Origin of the sequence: Mycobacterium sp. (assembly GCF_002863225.1) — a bacterium.
GTDB lineage: Bacteria > Actinomycetota > Actinomycetes > Mycobacteriales > Mycobacteriaceae > Mycobacterium.
Genome location: NZ_PKEK01000039.1, coordinates 132,306 through 147,913, shown reverse-complemented (window position 1 = coordinate 147,913; position 15,608 = coordinate 132,306). Strand labels below are relative to the sequence as shown.

At 65.6% G+C, this 15,608-nt stretch carries 16 protein-coding genes and 1 pseudogene; 9 read left to right on the top strand and 8 right to left on the bottom strand.

The features are described 5' to 3' along the window. Positions 1-23: 23 nt before the first annotated feature. Complete coding sequence (locus CYU59_RS09805) at positions 24-938, top strand: MerR family transcriptional regulator (RefSeq protein WP_292988649.1); 915 nt, start codon at positions 24-26, stop codon at positions 936-938. Here CYU59_RS09805 and CYU59_RS09800 read toward each other — a convergent pair. Next, entirely contained in the window at positions 933-1,577 is a 645-nt protein-coding gene (locus tag CYU59_RS09800; protein ID WP_292988647.1) for a heme-binding protein, read from the bottom strand. The two genes, CYU59_RS09805 and CYU59_RS09800, sit on opposite strands and share 6 nt — an antisense overlap. A gap of 155 nt (positions 1,578-1,732) precedes the next feature. Here CYU59_RS09800 and CYU59_RS09795 point away from each other — a divergent pair, with 155 nt between their 5' ends. The 3 genes from CYU59_RS09795 (at position 1,733) to CYU59_RS09785 (ending at position 5,675) form a co-directional block, all read left to right on the top strand. Then, positions 1,733-1,906 carry a hypothetical protein gene (locus CYU59_RS09795; RefSeq protein ID WP_292988645.1) on the top strand — a complete coding sequence of 58 codons (174 nt, stop codon included), beginning with the start codon at positions 1,733-1,735 and terminating at the stop codon, positions 1,904-1,906. A 29-nt stretch (positions 1,907-1,935) separates the two neighbouring features. After that, a complete protein-coding gene (locus CYU59_RS09790; protein WP_292988643.1) occupies positions 1,936-2,712 on the top strand; it encodes an SDR family NAD(P)-dependent oxidoreductase in 777 nt (258 codons plus the stop codon). A 179-nt stretch (positions 2,713-2,891) separates the two neighbouring features. Then, positions 2,892-5,675, top strand: coding sequence for a LuxR family transcriptional regulator (locus tag CYU59_RS09785; RefSeq protein WP_292988641.1), 2,784 nt, complete (start codon positions 2,892-2,894; stop codon positions 5,673-5,675). Between the two features lie 20 nt (positions 5,676-5,695). On the opposite strand, the gene CYU59_RS09780 is transcribed toward CYU59_RS09785, so the two are convergent. Beyond that, entirely contained in the window at positions 5,696-6,469 is a 774-nt protein-coding gene (locus tag CYU59_RS09780) for a YoaK family protein (RefSeq protein ID WP_292988639.1), read from the bottom strand. A 174-nt stretch (positions 6,470-6,643) separates the two neighbouring features. On the opposite strand from CYU59_RS09780, the gene CYU59_RS09775 reads away from it, so the two are divergent. After that, positions 6,644-7,453 carry a DUF1906 domain-containing protein gene (locus tag CYU59_RS09775; RefSeq protein WP_292988637.1) on the top strand — a complete coding sequence of 270 codons (810 nt, stop codon included), beginning with the start codon at positions 6,644-6,646 and terminating at the stop codon, positions 7,451-7,453. Between the two features lie 17 nt (positions 7,454-7,470). On the opposite strand, the pseudogene CYU59_RS09770 reads toward CYU59_RS09775, so the two are convergent. Next, positions 7,471-7,838, bottom strand: a pseudogene (locus CYU59_RS09770) (DUF4345 domain-containing protein). 20 nt (positions 7,839-7,858) lie between these two features. Between CYU59_RS09770 and CYU59_RS09765 the strand changes: the two are divergent. The 3 genes from CYU59_RS09765 to CYU59_RS09755 all read left to right on the top strand — a co-directional run bounded on the left by CYU59_RS09765 (position 7,859) and on the right by CYU59_RS09755 (position 10,844). Continuing rightward, entirely contained in the window at positions 7,859-8,623 is a 765-nt protein-coding gene (locus CYU59_RS09765) for an AraC family transcriptional regulator (protein ID WP_292988635.1), read from the top strand. A gap of 221 nt (positions 8,624-8,844) precedes the next feature. Beyond that, positions 8,845-10,215, top strand: coding sequence for a neutral zinc metallopeptidase (locus CYU59_RS09760; protein WP_292988633.1), 1,371 nt, complete (start codon positions 8,845-8,847; stop codon positions 10,213-10,215). A 314-nt stretch (positions 10,216-10,529) separates the two neighbouring features. Then, positions 10,530-10,844 carry a DUF4333 domain-containing protein gene (locus tag CYU59_RS09755; protein WP_292988631.1) on the top strand — a complete coding sequence of 105 codons (315 nt, stop codon included), beginning with the start codon at positions 10,530-10,532 and terminating at the stop codon, positions 10,842-10,844. 33 nt (positions 10,845-10,877) lie between these two features. Here the strand turns inward: CYU59_RS09755 and CYU59_RS09750 are convergent, their stop codons facing one another. After that, entirely contained in the window at positions 10,878-11,312 is a 435-nt protein-coding gene (locus tag CYU59_RS09750; protein WP_292988629.1) for a cellulose-binding domain-containing protein, read from the bottom strand. A gap of 228 nt (positions 11,313-11,540) precedes the next feature. Here CYU59_RS09750 and CYU59_RS09745 point away from each other — a divergent pair, with 228 nt between their 5' ends. Then, on the top strand, positions 11,541-12,812 hold the full coding sequence (locus CYU59_RS09745; RefSeq protein ID WP_292988627.1) for a nucleotide disphospho-sugar-binding domain-containing protein: 1,272 nt from the start codon (positions 11,541-11,543) through the stop codon (positions 12,810-12,812). On the opposite strand, the gene CYU59_RS09740 is transcribed toward CYU59_RS09745, so the two are convergent. The 4 genes from CYU59_RS09740 to CYU59_RS09725 all read right to left on the bottom strand — a co-directional run bounded on the left by CYU59_RS09740 (position 12,805) and on the right by CYU59_RS09725 (position 15,607). Further along, positions 12,805-14,100 (bottom strand): alpha/beta hydrolase-fold protein, encoded by a 1,296-nt coding sequence (locus CYU59_RS09740; RefSeq protein ID WP_292988625.1) that lies wholly within the window; start codon positions 14,098-14,100, stop codon positions 12,805-12,807. The two genes, CYU59_RS09745 and CYU59_RS09740, sit on opposite strands and share 8 nt — an antisense overlap. A 125-nt stretch (positions 14,101-14,225) precedes the next feature. Next, complete coding sequence (locus tag CYU59_RS09735; RefSeq protein ID WP_292988623.1) at positions 14,226-14,354, bottom strand: hypothetical protein; 129 nt, start codon at positions 14,352-14,354, stop codon at positions 14,226-14,228. 229 nt (positions 14,355-14,583) lie between these two features. After that, positions 14,584-15,063 carry an Hsp20 family protein gene (locus tag CYU59_RS09730; protein ID WP_292988621.1) on the bottom strand — a complete coding sequence of 160 codons (480 nt, stop codon included), beginning with the start codon at positions 15,061-15,063 and terminating at the stop codon, positions 14,584-14,586. A gap of 148 nt (positions 15,064-15,211) precedes the next feature. After that, positions 15,212-15,607 carry a hypothetical protein gene (locus tag CYU59_RS09725; protein WP_292989037.1) on the bottom strand — a complete coding sequence of 132 codons (396 nt, stop codon included), beginning with the start codon at positions 15,605-15,607 and terminating at the stop codon, positions 15,212-15,214. Position 15,608 lies beyond the last annotated feature (1 nt).

Sequence of the window (15,608 nt, the reverse complement as noted above, 5' to 3'; positions counted from 1 at the left end):
CTGCCGGTGCCGGACGAGGATCGGTGAGTCGCTTGGACCAGCGCGTCAAAGGTCGCCGCCGGCGCCGAGATCTGTCGGCAGGTGCCCTCAAGGAGCAAGTGCAACCGCGCTACACCGTGCGCGCGGCCGCGCAACGTATCGGTGTACCCACTGCAACGCTTCGTAGTTGGAGCCACCGCTACGGCGTTGGTCCCCTCAGCCATGCGCCGGGTCAACACCGTCTCTACACCGACACCGACATCGCCGCGCTACGGCACATGAGCAGGCTGATTGCCAAGGGCGTCGACGCCCGCAGCGCTGCGAATACTGCGATGCAGGCCCTGGTCCCCGCGCCGACCCAAACGGCGGCGCTCCTCACTGCTCTGTTCGCGCTCGAAGAACTCACTGCGGCGCGCCTCATCGACCGTCACCTCGGTCACTACGGAGTGCTGGAGACCTGGCGTTCGCTGATCCGGCCTGTCTTTGCCGAAATCTCGAGCCAGCAAGCCGGCGGTGATCGCTGCATCGATGTCGAACACTTGCTGTCCTGGACGGTGATGAGCTGCCTGCAGCGAATCCCTATGTCGCCCAACAATACAGCCGAGACCGTTCTGTTGGCGTGTGCTGCGAACGACAGGCACACTCTGGCTCTGGAAGCCGTTCGTGCCGCGTTGTGCGAGCGCGGTCACACCGCATTGATGCTGGGCGCCGCGGTTCCGACTGCCGCCATCCTCGACGCCATCGAGCGTCGAGCCGAACTGGTCACGGTTTTGCTGTGGGCACAGACTGAACGCACCGCCGAGGTTGCCGCCGTACGGGCGCTTCGCAAAGCGCGACCCCAACCTCGTGTGCTGGTTGCCGGTCCGGGTTGGGAAGCTCTGCGGTTGCCGACTGCAGTGGCGTACCTGCATTCCCTCGACGAGGCCGTCGAACGATTGGCGGCTCCTGTTTCGTCATGAATGCGAATCGACCGGTATCGCAATCTCGTTGCGCCGCAACACCGGAAGAGTCCACGGCGGATCGTAAAACCACGCTGCGGGTACACCGGTGGCCTCGAAACCTGTCTCCTTCAACGTCTGCCTCAACTGCGCGGTCTCGCGCGCGACTGCTTGCGCGCTGGTGCTACCGGAAAAGCGCCGCACCGCGACGGTCTCCGCCGGGACGGTGACAAGCTGCACCGCCGGATCGTTGGGTCGCGGTAGGGACTCGATCGGCTTGCCCGCCGGCATGAAGAATCGAATCAGCCACTCGCCCTTACCGGCAGCGCTCTCGGACACGGGCGCAGTCATGGGAATCTTTTCGCCGCCGGCCGTACCGTCCTGTTGTGCGACTGGTGCAGTCATGGCGATTTTCTCGCGCACCTGATTGCCCCCGAAGATGTAGCCCGCGAGGCGACGGAACCCATCGCTGCGCGCTGCGACTTCTTCAGCGGTAACCGTTGTTTCTGCGGCAATGCGTGGACCGTAGTGGCGGATCTCCACCCGCGACGTGATCTGCTCGGCGGTGTATGTCGGTTCTTCGGTGCCGTGTCGCACCCCGACGATCGCACCGACCACCCCAGTCAGGCTCCGAACCACGCCTATAAGTCCGTCCAACATGTTTCGGCTTCCCTTCGCTTTTTAAGACGTCTCGCCAACGACGTCCCCCGGACACCACTGTGTACCCGTTTGGGCTCGGCACAGCGGGGTATCACCAACCTTGCCTTCGCGTCGACGTGGCCGCCGGCCAAAGTCCCGAAGCCAACGGAAGTGATATGACCAAACCCGAAAAAGAAGACCCGCTGGGTCGGGCGAACGAACTGGAAGACATCGTCGACCAGCTGGACGGCAAGATTGCCGACGAACGCGAAGCCGAAGGCGTTCCCGGTAAACCCAGCGATCGCGAAGACGTCACCGTCCGGGTCGAGGAGAACGAGCCTCCCGACTAGGCACAGCACGCGGTGCGTAATCTGTCGACGTGGATATCAATGGAGCTAGCGCAGTCGTCACCGGCGGCGCGTCAGGAATCGGCGCGGCGACTGCCCGCCAATTGGCCGCCAAGGGTGCCCGGGTCGTCGTTGCCGACCTCCAGGGCGACAAGGGAGAAGCCCTTGCTCATGAGATCGGCGGTGTGTTCGTCGCCGTCGACGTCACCAACACCGACCAGATCATCGACGCGGTCAACACCGCCGCGGATCTCGGCCCGCTACGCGCGCTGGTCAACTCCGCCGGTATCGGCTGGGCGCAGCGGACGATCGGCAAGGACGGCGAGTTCGCGTCGGCGCACAATCTCGATGCCTACAAGAAAGTCCTCGCGATCAACCTGGTCGGCACGTTCGACTGCATCCGTATCGCCGCGACCCAGATGAGCAAGAACGAGTTCACCGAGACCGGTGAGCGCGGTGCGATTGTCAACATGACCAGCGTCGCGGCGTTCGACGGCCAGATCGGCCAGGCGGCCTACTCATCGTCGAAGGGCGGCGTCGTGGGCCTGACGCTGCCGGTCGCGCGTGACCTGTCAGCCGTCGGTGTCCGGGTGAACACTGTGGCGCCCGGCTTGATCGACACGCCGATCTATGGCGAAGGAGAAGCGTCGGAGGCGTTCAAGGCCAAGCTTGGTGAATCGGTGCTGTTCCCCCACCGCCTCGGCAAGCCGGACGAGCTGGCCTCCATGGTCGTCGAGCTGCTCACCAACTCCTACATGAACGCCGAAGTCGTTCGCGTGGATGGTGGCATTCGGATGCCACCCAAGTAGACCCGTAAAGCAGCAAGGGCCCCCGTCCCGGCGGGGGCCCTTTTGCTTGCATATGGTCTGTGCGACAACAGACTTCGCCACGCCGCAGACAGCCGCCGGCCTCGATCGCTTCATCGCGCCCGCGGGAGGCTGAAGAAATCCCTGCAGAAACCCGGACTGTCCTGTGAAGCCCCTGTAAGTTGTCTGTCAGACTCATATCGTGCTCATATGGGGGGCAGGGCCGTCGGCAACAAGAGTCCCTGGCGACGCAGAGCTTTCTGACCAGGATGTCGTCCAGCCCAGCCGGGATGGTGGTTGAGGGCGCCGCCGGTATCGGCAAGACGACGCTTGTCTGGCAGACCGCCGAAACAGCTGGCGCCCAAGGTATTCGAGTCCTGTCGACCTGCGGCTCGCCCACCGAAGTGCGGTACGCATTCGGGGTCGTCGCTGATCTGCTGAGAACCGTCGACGCCGACGTGTACGCGGACCTGCCGGCGGTGCAGCGAACCAGCCTCGAGCGAGTGATCGCTCTCGAGGGCGACGGTCCACCCACGAATGAGCGCATCGTTGCCGCGGCGTTCCTATCGGTCGTCCAGCATCCCAGTTTCGCGGGGCCCGTGCTGCTGTTGATCGATGACGCGCAGTGGTTGGACGCGTCGAGTCAGGCCGTGTTGAGCTACACCGCGCGCCGCCTGAACGGCCCGGTGGGCATACTTGCCTCGGTCCGCACCGGTGATGCCGGACCGGCGGACCCGCTGTCGTGGCTGCGGTTCGCTCGTCCGGACTCGACGGCCCGGATCCGGCTGCGTCCCATGACTTTCGACGACATCCACACACTCGTCTCGCAGCGGCTGGGCCACACTCTGCCCCGTCCGATCGTCACTCGGATACACGAAATATCGGACGGCAATCCGTTCTTCGCGCTGGAGTTGGCCCGTTCCGTCGCAGCCAAGCCGTCCCACGACGTGGTCGACCTGCCCGATTCCCTTGCCACGTTGGTACGCCAGCGAATCGGCCGGCCCGGCCGTGAGGTCGCCGCGGTGATGCTGGCAGCGGCCTGCGCTGTGCCACCCACCGTCGAGCGGCTGAGCAGCGCCGTCGATCTCACCGCCGACCGCGTGGTCGAGATCATCGATTCTGTCGAATCGTCAGGGATCGTCGAGTTGAGGGGCAACGCGGTGCACTTCTGCCATCCCTTGTTCGCCCGCGGCATCTACACCGGCGCGAGCCCGTCGCAACGCCGGGACATGCACCGCAAACTCGCGGCGGTCGTCGAAGAACCGGAGCTCAAGGCGCGACACCTCGCGCTGGCCTCGACCACCGGTGACCCGTCCACATTGCAGGCGCTCGACGAGGCCGCCGAGGTGACCGCGGCCAAGGGCGCTCCGGCCGTCGCCGCCGAATTGCTGGAATTGGCCATCAAGCTCGGGGGCGACACACCCATTCGGCGCCTGCGCGCAGCGGAACAGCATTTCCGGTCCGGCACGTTGCACCAAGCCCGCAGTCATGTCCAGTCGACCATCGACGACCTGCCGGCCCGAGGCTTCCTGCGCTGGAGCGCGCTGATGCTCCTCGCCGGAGGCTCAGCACACGATGAAGGCATGGCCAGTGCCATCGCTTACCTCAATGAGGCCATCGAGGTCGCCGACCAACCTGCACTGACACTGCACGCTCGCCTGTTGCTGGTACCGGCAATGAATCAAGCCGGCCAGATGAGTGCATGCGTTGAACACGCCCGAATCGCCGTCGCCGAAGCCGAGCGGCTTGGCATCGACAGCCTCCGCAGCCAGGCCCTGGCCATCTGGGTGCTGGTCAGCTTCATGCACGGGCTGGGCCTCGATGAGCGATCACTGAAGACGGCGCTGGCATTGGAGGACCCCGACACGCAGGCGGCGGTGACGCTGCGAGCCAGCGCGGTCGCCGCACTCACCACCGCCTGGGCCGGCCAACTCGACCGGGCGCGCGAACAGATGACCCGGGTGCAGCGACGTGCGCTGCAGAGCGGAACCGAGATCGACATCCTCTGGGCCACCACCGAAGCGGCCAGGATCAACATGTGGATGGGCCGTTACAGCGAGGCGACCGAACTCATCGACGATGCCCTCCAGCGCGCCGAGCAAATTGGCGGTCGCCACGTCATGGTCGGCCTGTGGGGATGTCAGGCAATGATTGCCGCTCATAGCGGAGACGAGCTCAAAGCCGCTACGGCAGCTCGTGAGTCACTCCACAACGCCCAGGCAACCGCGACCTTCTACCTGGTCCGCCCGCCCATCACCGCCTTGGCATTCCTCGCTGTATCCCGGAGTGAATACTCCGAAGCAGTCACGGTGGTGCAACCACTAATCGAGGCATTCGACCCGAGCCATGATACCGAAATCGTCATGGGCGGTTGGCTTCCCGATGCGATCGAGGCACTGACCGCGCTCGGACGCACCGACGAGGCCGAATCGCTCGTTGCCGCACTCGAACACAATGGTGCACAACACGACCGGCCATGGATGCAAGCAATCGGAGCCCGCGGCCGAAGTCACCTACTCGCGGCGTTGGGTGAACTCGAGGCCGCGGAGCACGCAGCCCAACAAGCGATGGCACACCATCGGCGGTTGCCTATGCCGTTCGAAAACGCCCGCACCCAGCTCCTGCTCGGACAACTTCGCCGGCGCCGGCGCCGCAAGCAGGCAGCCGAGCCTGACCTGCGCGAGGCGTTGCACACCTTCGAACGCCTCGGCGCACCGCTGTGGGCCGATCGTGCACGCGCCGAACTAGTACGCCTGGCCGGCCCGACTGATGCGGAGATCGGGCTCACGACCGCTGAGCGTCAAATCGCCGAACGCGCCGCCGCCGGGCAATCCAACAAACAAATCGCCGCCGAGCTGTTCGTCGCTCCGAAAACCGTTGAAAGGCATCTCAGTAACGTTTACCGCAAACTGGGCATCCGATCACGAGCCGGCCTGTCCGCAGCCCTGCGGCCGGCGTCGCCGTAGTGACCGCGCGAGACGCCGCATCAATTCTCGCTGGCTGGAACCCGCTTCTCGCGATCGGGTGAGCTTGCCATCCGGTCGCGAGGGCCGGCCGACCGCCACAGTGCTACTGCAGCCATCGCGATACAGGCCAGCGCCGGGCCGAGGAGTGCGTACCCACCGAAACGGGCGCCGGCAAGCAGTCCAGCCGCACCGCCGGTCAGGAACAGCAGCAACGTCACGCCGAGCGTGGTGGCTTTGAAGCTGTCGATCCCCTGCGTCCGGCTGCGCCCGACGATCAGACCCAGGTCGGTGATTGTCCCGGTGAAATGTGTTGTCCGGACCGCCATCTCGCGAAAGCTCGACGTGAGCCCATTCTGCAGACCTAGCGCTCCCGCAGCGAACAGCGCTTGGACGGCGGGCGCCTCGATGCCTGAACTGGTGATCAGATTCTTGACGAAGGTCTCCTCCACGCCCGCGGCGGCGAGGAGCAGGAATACCGCTTCTAGACAGAGCACGGCCGCTGCTCGGCTGTCGACCACCTGCCGCGGAGTCGGCAGAGCGACCCCGGCGAGCACTGCTCCGACGAAGAACCCCACCAACACGGCGAGCAGCACGTGGCCTTCATACAGCCAGGGATTGGCGGTCTTCATGCCCAACTGGGTGGTCAACGCGGTCAGGTTACCGACCGGAAGCGCAAAGATGAGCAACGCAACAGCGTTGACGAATCCCGCGGTGAGAGCCAGCAGTGCGCTGTAACCGAGCACGATCCTCCGGACGGGCCCTTTGTCTTCACTGTCCGGACTTTCCGCTGGCATGCTGGCGGCACTCTCTTTCGACGACGATTCACAGCCAGCTTAGCGATCACCGATCGGGCGACCGTAAAGCGACGAGAGCCCGTTGAAGTGGGTCGTGGAACGTTGCCATTTCGAAACCAACACGGTCAGCGTGGCCTCACCGGTTAACAGCAGTCACATTGTTAACATCGCGCGATGCAGGACTCGTCGGCGACTGGCGGCCTCCGGCGATCACGCCCGGTTTCCCGGCGTGACGCGCTTCGTTTTGCCACCGCCGCATCGGCGCTGGCCGGCTTGGGGGCGGCATCGGTCGGTGCCGGTATCCCGACCGCCAGGGCCGCGGCCCCCACGCTCATCGACTTCGCCATGCATCAGATTCCGGCACAGGACATTCGGGCCGCCGGCCATTCCGGGGTGGTCAACTACGTTTCGCTGTCACGTCCCGGATCGTCCTTTGGCGCCAAACCGATTACGAGGCCCTACGCGGAGTCGCTGACCGCCAACGGGTTGGTGATCGTCAGCAACTACCAGTACGGCAAGCCGGGCGGAACCGCACCGTCGGACTTCCTTCGCGGTTTCGCCGGCGGTGTTGCAGACGCCCGCACCGCCGCGCAGTTGCACGCGGCGGCTGGTGGGGGCCAGAGCGCGCCGATCTTCTTCACCGTCGACGACGACATCAATCGCGACACCTGGAACAGGGTGGCGCTGCAGTGGTTTCGCGGCATCAACTCGGTGATCGGAGTGCAGCGCACCGGCGTGTACGGCGGTATCAACGTGTGCCAGTGGGCCGCCGCCGATGGCGTCATCGGAAATTCCCGCACTCCTGGTCACCGATGGGCTTGGCAGACCCGGTCCTGGTCGCACGGCCAGGTCGATCCCGCCGCGGTGCTCTATCAACGCATTGTGAGCACCGCATCGAGTCCGGGGCCTATCGTCGGCGGTCAGGAGGTCGACGTGAACGACGTTCTGGCCCAGGACTGCGGCCAGTGGAACCTGCATCCCTGAGGCCGTAAGCGACGGCTTCAACCGGCACCGGCAATGACGAATAGCGCTGCGGCGGCGGCAGACTCGACACAGAAGTAAAACCAGTTGCGACAGAACGACGACCGGCCGTCCACCAGCGAGGTCAATCGACCGAAGGCCATGCCGCCAGCGCCGCCGCCACCGTGACCACGATGCCTGCCCGGAGATCGGCCCGGACCACCGCTGTGCCCAGCACGCCGGCAATCGCCAAACCGAAGCCGCCGTAGACCGCTCGCACCTCCGATCGAGCAGTCACCGAGTCCAGTGCGATTCCGAACGGCGAGACCAGCCGGTTCGGGGTGACGAGTCCGTACACGCCCATACCGGCGAAGAACACTGCGACGATGACGGTGACAATTGTGTCCAGATGGTCCATGGGAGACAACAATGGCAGCGACGGTCGCGTCCGCGCTTCCACAAACCTGCTGCCCGGCTGTGTGGTTGTGGCCCGGATACGGGCTCTACGCGGGCCCGAGCCTGGAGCTGGGTCACCACTCAGGCTCGGTGTGGTGTCTGGTTGTCGGCGTCGATCGCGACCTCAGCGTGACGGCCAACGGCCGGACAGTCACTTCCCGCACCGCATTGGTGCCGCCGCGGGTGGACCATGAGCTCGATACGCACGGCGGACGGCTAATGTCCTGCTACCTCGACCCCTCGTCGGGGCGCGCCGGCACGTGCCGCGACCAGTGCCGGGAGTCGCCCAACGGAATCTTCGTCGACCACTCCGCGCGCGGTGCCCTCACCACTATGCCGTCGGACACCGACCGGGCGTGGCAATGGCTCGAGCGGGCCGCACCCGCGTCGGTTCAGACGATGGACCCGCGGATCGCGGCGGCGATGACACGGATCAACGTTGCGCCGTCCGAGGCCCCACCGCTTCGCGAGCTCGCCGCCGAGGCCGGCCTCTCGGAATCTCGCTTCCTGCACCTGTTCCGGCGTGACGCCGGCACGAGCCTGCGCCGGTACCGGTCCTGGGCGCGTCTGCTGTGCGTCGGTGCCGCCATCGCTGCGGGGCGGAGTCTGACCGAAGCCTCCGCCGAGGCCGGCTTCGCCAGTCCCTCGCATCTGTCCGACACATTCAAGGCCACCTTCGGGTTGACCGCGTCGCAATTGCTGGCAAGCGGGGCCGCGGTGCATGTCGTGGCGGACTGATTGCGCGTTGTTCGCAGCGTGACGCCCGCCAGTTTGGGCTAACGTCGCTGACGGGTAACGCCTACCTGCCAGCGCCAACGGCATTGACCGCCGGGAGGGACCTCATGCAGCACCGCCCGCACCGGCGTGCCATTGTGCCGCTCCTGGATCGCTGGCACCGCGGCGCAGCGCTGCTGTTCGCTGTGTTGCTCCCGATGGCCGCTGGATGTACTCCCGCTGTCATGGATGGTCGTGCGGCCTCGATGTTGTACGACCCTGACCGCGTCGGGGGGTTGCAGGCCACCGACGGATTCAGCGGCGTTCGACCCGATGCGCCCGCTCCGACCGGGGTGGTGAAGTCCACGGACGGTGGCGACGTCGATCGCATTTCCCTGTTGGCTATCAACGACATTCAGGACTTCTGGGCTGCGACCTACCCCCGATTCTTCTCCGGACAGTACCGACCGGTGAAGACGATCAGGTCATACGACTCGACCAATCCGGCGAGCCCACGTGTGTGCGGCAAGAGCCGTGTTGCCGGCGACCCCAACGCGTCGTACTGCCGCCTCGACGACTCCATATCGTGGGACCGCGGGTCGCTGATGCCGAACGCGCGCAAGTACTTCGGGGATGCCGCGGTGGCCGGTGTGCTCGCACACGAAATGGGTCACGCCGTGCAGACCAAGGCGCGCACGGTCCACACCGGGACGCGCACCATCGTCAAGGAGCAACAGGCCGACTGCTTCGCCGGGGTCTATTTGCACTGGGTCGCCGAGGGCCATTCGACACGCTTTGCGATGAACACCACCGACGGCCTCGACCATGTGATCGCCGGCGGAATCACGCTGCGCGACCCCACGGACGAATCGCAGAATGCCCCCGGCGCGCACGGCTCCGCCCTCGACCGGGTCGGCGCATTCCAGGAGGGCTTCGACGGCGACGCCGCCACCTGTGCCGCCATCGACCACAAGGAAATCGAGCGCCGGCACGTGGGCCTCCCGCCCGCCCTGCAGAGCGATGCCCCGAACGGTTCGACACCCGGCGAGATGGCGATCACCGAAAACTCGTTGAATCAGTTGACGGAGACCCTGACCGAGATCTTCCACCCGCAACATGCGCCGACCCTGACCGTCGACGGCTCCGCTGGGTGCGCCAACGCCCGGCCCAGCCCGCCGGCGTCCTACTGCCCCGCGACGAACACCATCAACGTCGATCTTCCCGGGCTACAAAGTATTGGCACCTACGCCGACGACAAGAGCCGTGAACTCCTGCAGGGCGACGACACTGCCTTTTCGGTTGTCACTTCGCGTTACATGCTTGCCGTCCAACAGGAACGGGGTGTGCCGCTGACCGGCAAACGCGCCGCGCTGCGCACCGCCTGCCTCACCGGAGTCGCCCAGCGTGGCATGGCGACCCCCGTGACCACGCCATCGGGCAGTCACCTGGTCTTGAACGCCGGCGACCTCGATGAGGCAGTGTCCGGACTGCTCACCAATCACCTCGTCGCCAGCGATGCCGACGGTGACAGCGTGCCGGCCGGCTTCACGCGGATTGTCGCGTTCCGTTCCGGTTTGGTCGGCGACGCCGATCAGTGTTACGGCAATTTCCCGTGAACGAGCCACCCCAGCGAGATTCCGGGCACGACCCCGGTCCGCAGCCGCCGTGGCATCAGCGCCGCCCGAGTCCCGGTGACAGCACGCACATTGCGCGCCCCCAACCGCCTCCGCCCCCCAGATCCACACCCCCGAGACCTCCGTCGGCGTACCCGCCCCCGCCGCAGCAGCATCGCTCCCCGGCGCCGGAGATTCCCTGGTACCTGCAGCGGCCAGATCGCCCTGCACCGCCGCCGCCCGTGGCGGAGCCGCAAAAGCCCAGCAGCAGAGCTGAAGTCGGCGTCGCGACTGCCCGCAACCGATACAGGACGCGGGTGCTTGCCGGGGTCGGTGGACTAGCTGTGGTCGTCGTCGTCGCTGTTGCCTTCGCCAACCTCTCCAGTTTCACCGGCGGGAAGGCCCTCGACGTGAATCGGGTCCAAGCGGGCGTGCAGCAGACGCTGTCCGACCCTGCCAGTGGCTACGGCGCGAACACCGTCACCGATGTCACGTGCAACGGCGGCCGCAATCCGAGTGCGGCCAAAGGGACGACGTTCACCTGCGACGCCACCGTCAACGGTACTCGACGGCACGTCACGGTCCTCGTCGCCGACGACAACGGCACCTACGAAGTCGACGGACCCCGATAGCGTTCTGTCGCAACTATTTTGACGGTCCGGTCGTCACATCGCAGTGCAGAGATACTGCCGATTGAGCAGGCAGTTCGACGGCGATGTGTACTGGCCGTTCACAACGCCTCGGAAACCTCCGGTGGCTGAGCCGCCAGGGGCGATGATCCGATTCCAATTAGCGGGGGTCAGGATGTAGTGCGTCCCGGATCGCGCAACGCTGCTGTTCCATGTGTGTGAGATGGATTCGTTTGCCGGCAAATCGAATTCGAGCGTCCAATCCGTCAACGGAGCGGTGCCGGCATTACTGATGGCGAAGCGAGCGATGAAACCCGTCTGCCAGGTCGATGAGACGGCCAACGTCGCCGTCACGGCCGCCGCACGAGCCGCCGGGGCGACTGCGAGTCCAAGGGCGGCAGCGCACAACACCGAGACGATCATGTGCAGCGCTGCGCGCCATCGCTTCGCGCGACGATCCATTCCGGTCATAACATGCAACGGTAAGCCAGGCACGCGCCGTCGATCCTTGCGTCGCAGGTGGGCTGCCGTACCTTTGCGGAACTGAAACCGTCGCGAGATCACGACGGCGTTTTCGCTACCGTCACCCGGGGTATCAAACACCCAGTCTGTCGCTACGTGAAGTGTGCGCCTCGAACCCCCGCCGGTCGCGTTGTCGTCAGAGAACGCTTGCGACCAGCATCGGAACGAAAGAGGCCCGTGGCTCACTATTTGCTGGCGGCCGGCAGCATCCCCGGCCACCTCACCCCGCTTCTCGAACTCGGCGGCGATCTCGTGCGGCGCGGTCACGAGGTGACCTTCCTCGCCGACGGGCAGTACCGGGACGCGATCAGCGAACGACGCATGCGGCATCACCCCCTGCCTGCGACCGCGGCACCGCGACCACAACGCCCTAGTGTCGCTGCGCCCGGGTTGATGCAGCGATTCCTGAATGGGCGGCAGGACATGTCGTCGGTTTTCATCGCTCCGATGGCGGCACAATGGAACGCCTTACGGCAGGTGCTGGAGGATCAGTGTGTCGACGCGATGCTGTGCGACATCGCCTTCACCGGTGTGCTGCCGTTGTTGTTGTCGCCGCTGCCGCGGCCTCGCGTCGTCGTAGGTGGCGTCAGTCCGTTGATGCTGTCGAGTTGCGATACGCCACCGTTTGGAATGGGTTGGCAACCAAAGTCTTTCGACTACCGCAGGATGAACCAAGTCGTGAGCGACGTCCTGTTCCGCGGCATCCGGTCCCGGCTTGACGACGCACTGCGGTCGGTAGGTGCTGCGCCGATGCCGGTGTTCCTGACGGATTGGCCGTTGCTGGCCGACCATGTCCTGCAGCTGTCCATTCCGGGTCTGGAATACCCGCGCCGCGACCTGCCCGCGACGGTGACCTTCGCCGGTCCCGTGGTTCCGCAGAGCGTGCCGCTCCGTCGGGCGGATCAGCGACGGGTTGGCACGAGAACGGTCGTTCATGTCACTCAGGGCACATGGGACAACGGAGACCTCACTGAGCTCGTCATCCCGACCGTGCAGGCGCTGGGTTCCCGCGCCGACACCGTCGTCGTTGCGACAACCGGCCGGCGCGGTCGAGTGACGTTGCCGATCACGCTGCCGCGCAACGTGTTTGTCACTGATTACGTGCCCTACGCGGCTCTGCTACCGGTTGTCGATGTGATGGTCACCAACGGTGGTTTCGGCGGGGTGCAGCATGCTTTGTCCCATGGCATACCGCTGGTCGTCGCCGGTGCGACGTCGGACAAGCCGGAGGTGGCCGCCCGAGTCGCCCATGCCGGCGCGGGAATCGACTTGCGCACGTCGCGCCCCAAGCGCCGCGATCTCTCCGCTGCGATCGATCAAGTACTGAGCCAACCCCGCTTTCGCAACTCGGCAGAGCGTCTGGGCCGGGAGATGCAGTGCTACAACGCATTTGATCACGTGGCCGACGTGCTGGCGAAGCATCCCGCCAGTACCGAGCACGTCAGCTAGCGCTGCTCCGACTCGGCGGCTGGGCGATAGCGAGATAACCCGACAGCCACGGCAACGCCATCTCGAACGCGGCGGCGGCGAACGGCCAGGTATGCCGCCCGGGCAGCGCGGTGACCGAACACCTGATGCCGTGCGCGGCGCTCACGTCGCAAAGCCGGTTCGCCGCGTCGATGTCGGAATGAGCCGAATCCGCAACGACGAACAGTCCGGCGGTGTCTGCGTAACGGCCGTGGCGCGCTATAGCCGTGGCGGGGTCGAATTCCGACCACGCGTGTCGATCCCCACCGAAGAGACGCTGAACTGTCTGCGCCTGGGTTCCTACGTTGGGCCGCTCGTCGCCGCCGATATCGACGAAGGTGCCGAACGTCTCGGGATGCATGACCGCCAGGTCGACAGCGCAGGTGCCTCCGGACGAGAACCCGGCAACCGACCAATGGGCGGGTCCCACCCCGACACCGAACTGGCCGACGATGTGTGGCACCACGTCCTTCGTCAGATGGTCGGCGGCCCTGCCGCGAATCCCGTTGACGCACTCCGTGTCATTGACGAACGTGCCGTTGGCATCGACGAAAACCAAGACCGGGGCGTTCCCGTCATGCGCATCGGCGTAGCTGTCTGCCGTGGCCACCGCTTGACCCGCACGCACCCAGTCAGCCGAGGTGCTGAACTCGCCGCCGATCATCATGACCGCGGACGTCGTACCGGGTCTGCTGCGAAACCATGCCGGAGGCAGGTAGACCCACTCTGTGCGATGGCGGAAGCCCGAAGCCCGATCACCGGTGTCCACCGGGATCATCTGCCCGTCCGGCGGCACCTCACCACGCGACCGCATCGCTGCCGCAGTACTCCAGTCGCGCTGATGCGGCAGGGGACGCCCCGTCAACTGGTCCCAGGCGACAGGCACGGTCGGCAGATAGCCGATCCAGCTGTTGACAACCAGGCCCGTGCTCAGCAGGCACAGCGAAGACGCCAGCACCGCGCCGTGCCGCCACCACCCGTTGCCCGCACGCCATCTCGACACCGCGATGGTCATCGCGAAGGCGGACGTAAAGGTCCACGCCCACATGGGCCATGGCGCCACCTCGCCGGAGATACCCGAGTCGTGCAACGCCCACTGCGCGGCCACCACCGCTGCCACACCGACAGCCAGAGCCACGCCGACGTGAAATGGGCTGCACGACGGGCGCCGTCGTGTCAGGGCGTATCCCAACGCGACCGCGGCGACGATCTCGACGCAAAGCGGCACCCATCCGTGCATCAACGACGGAGCACCGCCATAGGTGGTCACGGCAGCACAGCCGACGCCGCGCGACGTGACGCCGTCTCGACCATCCGGGGGGCATGCCCCGCGACGGTGTTGGGGAAACAGTGCGGGCACCCGCGTCCGACGTGGTGCGCCACAACCGGCAGTGGCTAGCGCCTGCCGAGATACGGATATTCCTCATCGGGAAACGAGACGGGTTGGTGTTGGTCGACCCAGTCGACCAGATCCGCTTCGACCGTTGACGGAGGGCTTGCGGTCAGGGGCGGGTATTCGATCATGATTCACCTTCCTCTGCGGGTAGTGCTTTGGTTGGTCAACATGAGTTCGCATTTGTTTCGGCGCGGTCGTGACAACCGGCCGGCCACCATGAAAAGCGTTGCCCAAGTTCGATCTTCGTGGACTACCATGGTGACCGGCTCGGCTGGCACGGTGGTTGGTCATCACCTCCCTGCTTTGAATCGCCGGCCGTACTCAACGGTGGGCCCTCGGACTGCAGTCACGAGGCTGTCAGGCGCGAACCGGCTCCTCTGCGGAACCGGAGTTAGACCCCGCGGCGGCGCTCTTCGTGATCTCCGTCGCGTCGTCGACGATCGCGGACGAGCGGTTGACGGAGATTCTGCGCGGCTTGGCCCTCTCGGCCACCGGGATCACCAACCTCAGCACCCCGTCGTGGTAGTCCGCGGCGATCCGGGCGGTGTCAAGGGTGTCACCCAGCGTCAGTTGCCGGAAAAATTGCCCGCGGGGCCGCTCGGCGGCGAGCATCTCGCGCGACGGTGCGGCTGCCCGCTGAGCACGCACAGTCACGACGTTGTGTTCGACATCGAGCTGGAGAGAATCGACATCGACGCCCGGTAGGTCGAGTTCGACGATGAATTCATCGCCGTCCCTCCAGGCGTCCATGGGCACCGCGACCGGCCGCGCAGCGCTTCCCAAAGGCTGCTGGATGAATCGGTCGAGTTCGCGGAATGGATCAGTACGCATCAGCATGGTGGCCACCTCCAGTTGTCCTTTCTCTTTGCCATCTATGCCAACCCAGCTGGTTTATCTATGCCATCTGGTGTAGATTTTATTTACCACTGGCCAGGCATCCGACGCAAGAGCCAAGCAAGAAAAATTTTTGCCGAGGCCGAGCCGGTTACGGCGCAGCTCGACGTCGCCGATGCGTGGGTGGCGCATTCGGACCTTGCCCCGAGCGGTAGCCAACATCAGCGTCGTTCCACGAGCTGCGGAAAAGTGGGCTGCCGGCGCTGAGTTCGTCGATCAACGCGTGCAACCGGCGGTCGTTGAGGTCGGCGACGGCGACTTCGCGCTGCCCCCGCACCAGATTCGCGACGGATGGTTCCCAGTCCACGTACAGCTCGCGGGCGGCCGCGCTGAGAAGCCGCCAGCGCAAGATGTTCTCGCCGATCGTGAACTCTGGCGACAGCGTCCGCGCGTAGGGATTGGCCGCGAGCACATCCTGACACCGGTTGAGAATGACTGCCGGCAAAGGGAATTGGTTGATCACCCAGTCGAGTCCATCGGGGGCCAGC

Bases quoted from the DNA above. Each gene is read 5' to 3' on its own strand.
- CYU59_RS09800 (WP_292988647.1), bottom strand. From the start codon at position 1,577: ATGTTGGACGGACTTATAGGCGTGGTTCGGAGCCTGACTGGGGTGGTC.
- CYU59_RS09795 (WP_292988645.1), top strand. From the start codon at position 1,733: ATGACCAAACCCGAAAAAGAAGACCCGCTGGGTCGGGCGAACGAACTG.
- CYU59_RS09780 (WP_292988639.1), bottom strand. From the start codon at position 6,469: ATGCCAGCGGAAAGTCCGGACAGTGAAGACAAAGGGCCCGTCCGGAGG.
- CYU59_RS09775 (WP_292988637.1), top strand. From the start codon at position 6,644: ATGCAGGACTCGTCGGCGACTGGCGGCCTCCGGCGATCACGCCCGGTT.
- CYU59_RS09765 (WP_292988635.1), top strand. From the start codon at position 7,859: ATGGCAGCGACGGTCGCGTCCGCGCTTCCACAAACCTGCTGCCCGGCT.
- CYU59_RS09760 (WP_292988633.1), top strand. From the start codon at position 8,845: ATGGATGGTCGTGCGGCCTCGATGTTGTACGACCCTGACCGCGTCGGG.
- CYU59_RS09750 (WP_292988629.1), bottom strand. From the start codon at position 11,312: ATGACCGGAATGGATCGTCGCGCGAAGCGATGGCGCGCAGCGCTGCAC.
- CYU59_RS09735 (WP_292988623.1), bottom strand. From the start codon at position 14,354: ATGATCGAATACCCGCCCCTGACCGCAAGCCCTCCGTCAACGGTCGAA.
- CYU59_RS09730 (WP_292988621.1), bottom strand. From the start codon at position 15,063: ATGCTGATGCGTACTGATCCATTCCGCGAACTCGACCGATTCATCCAG.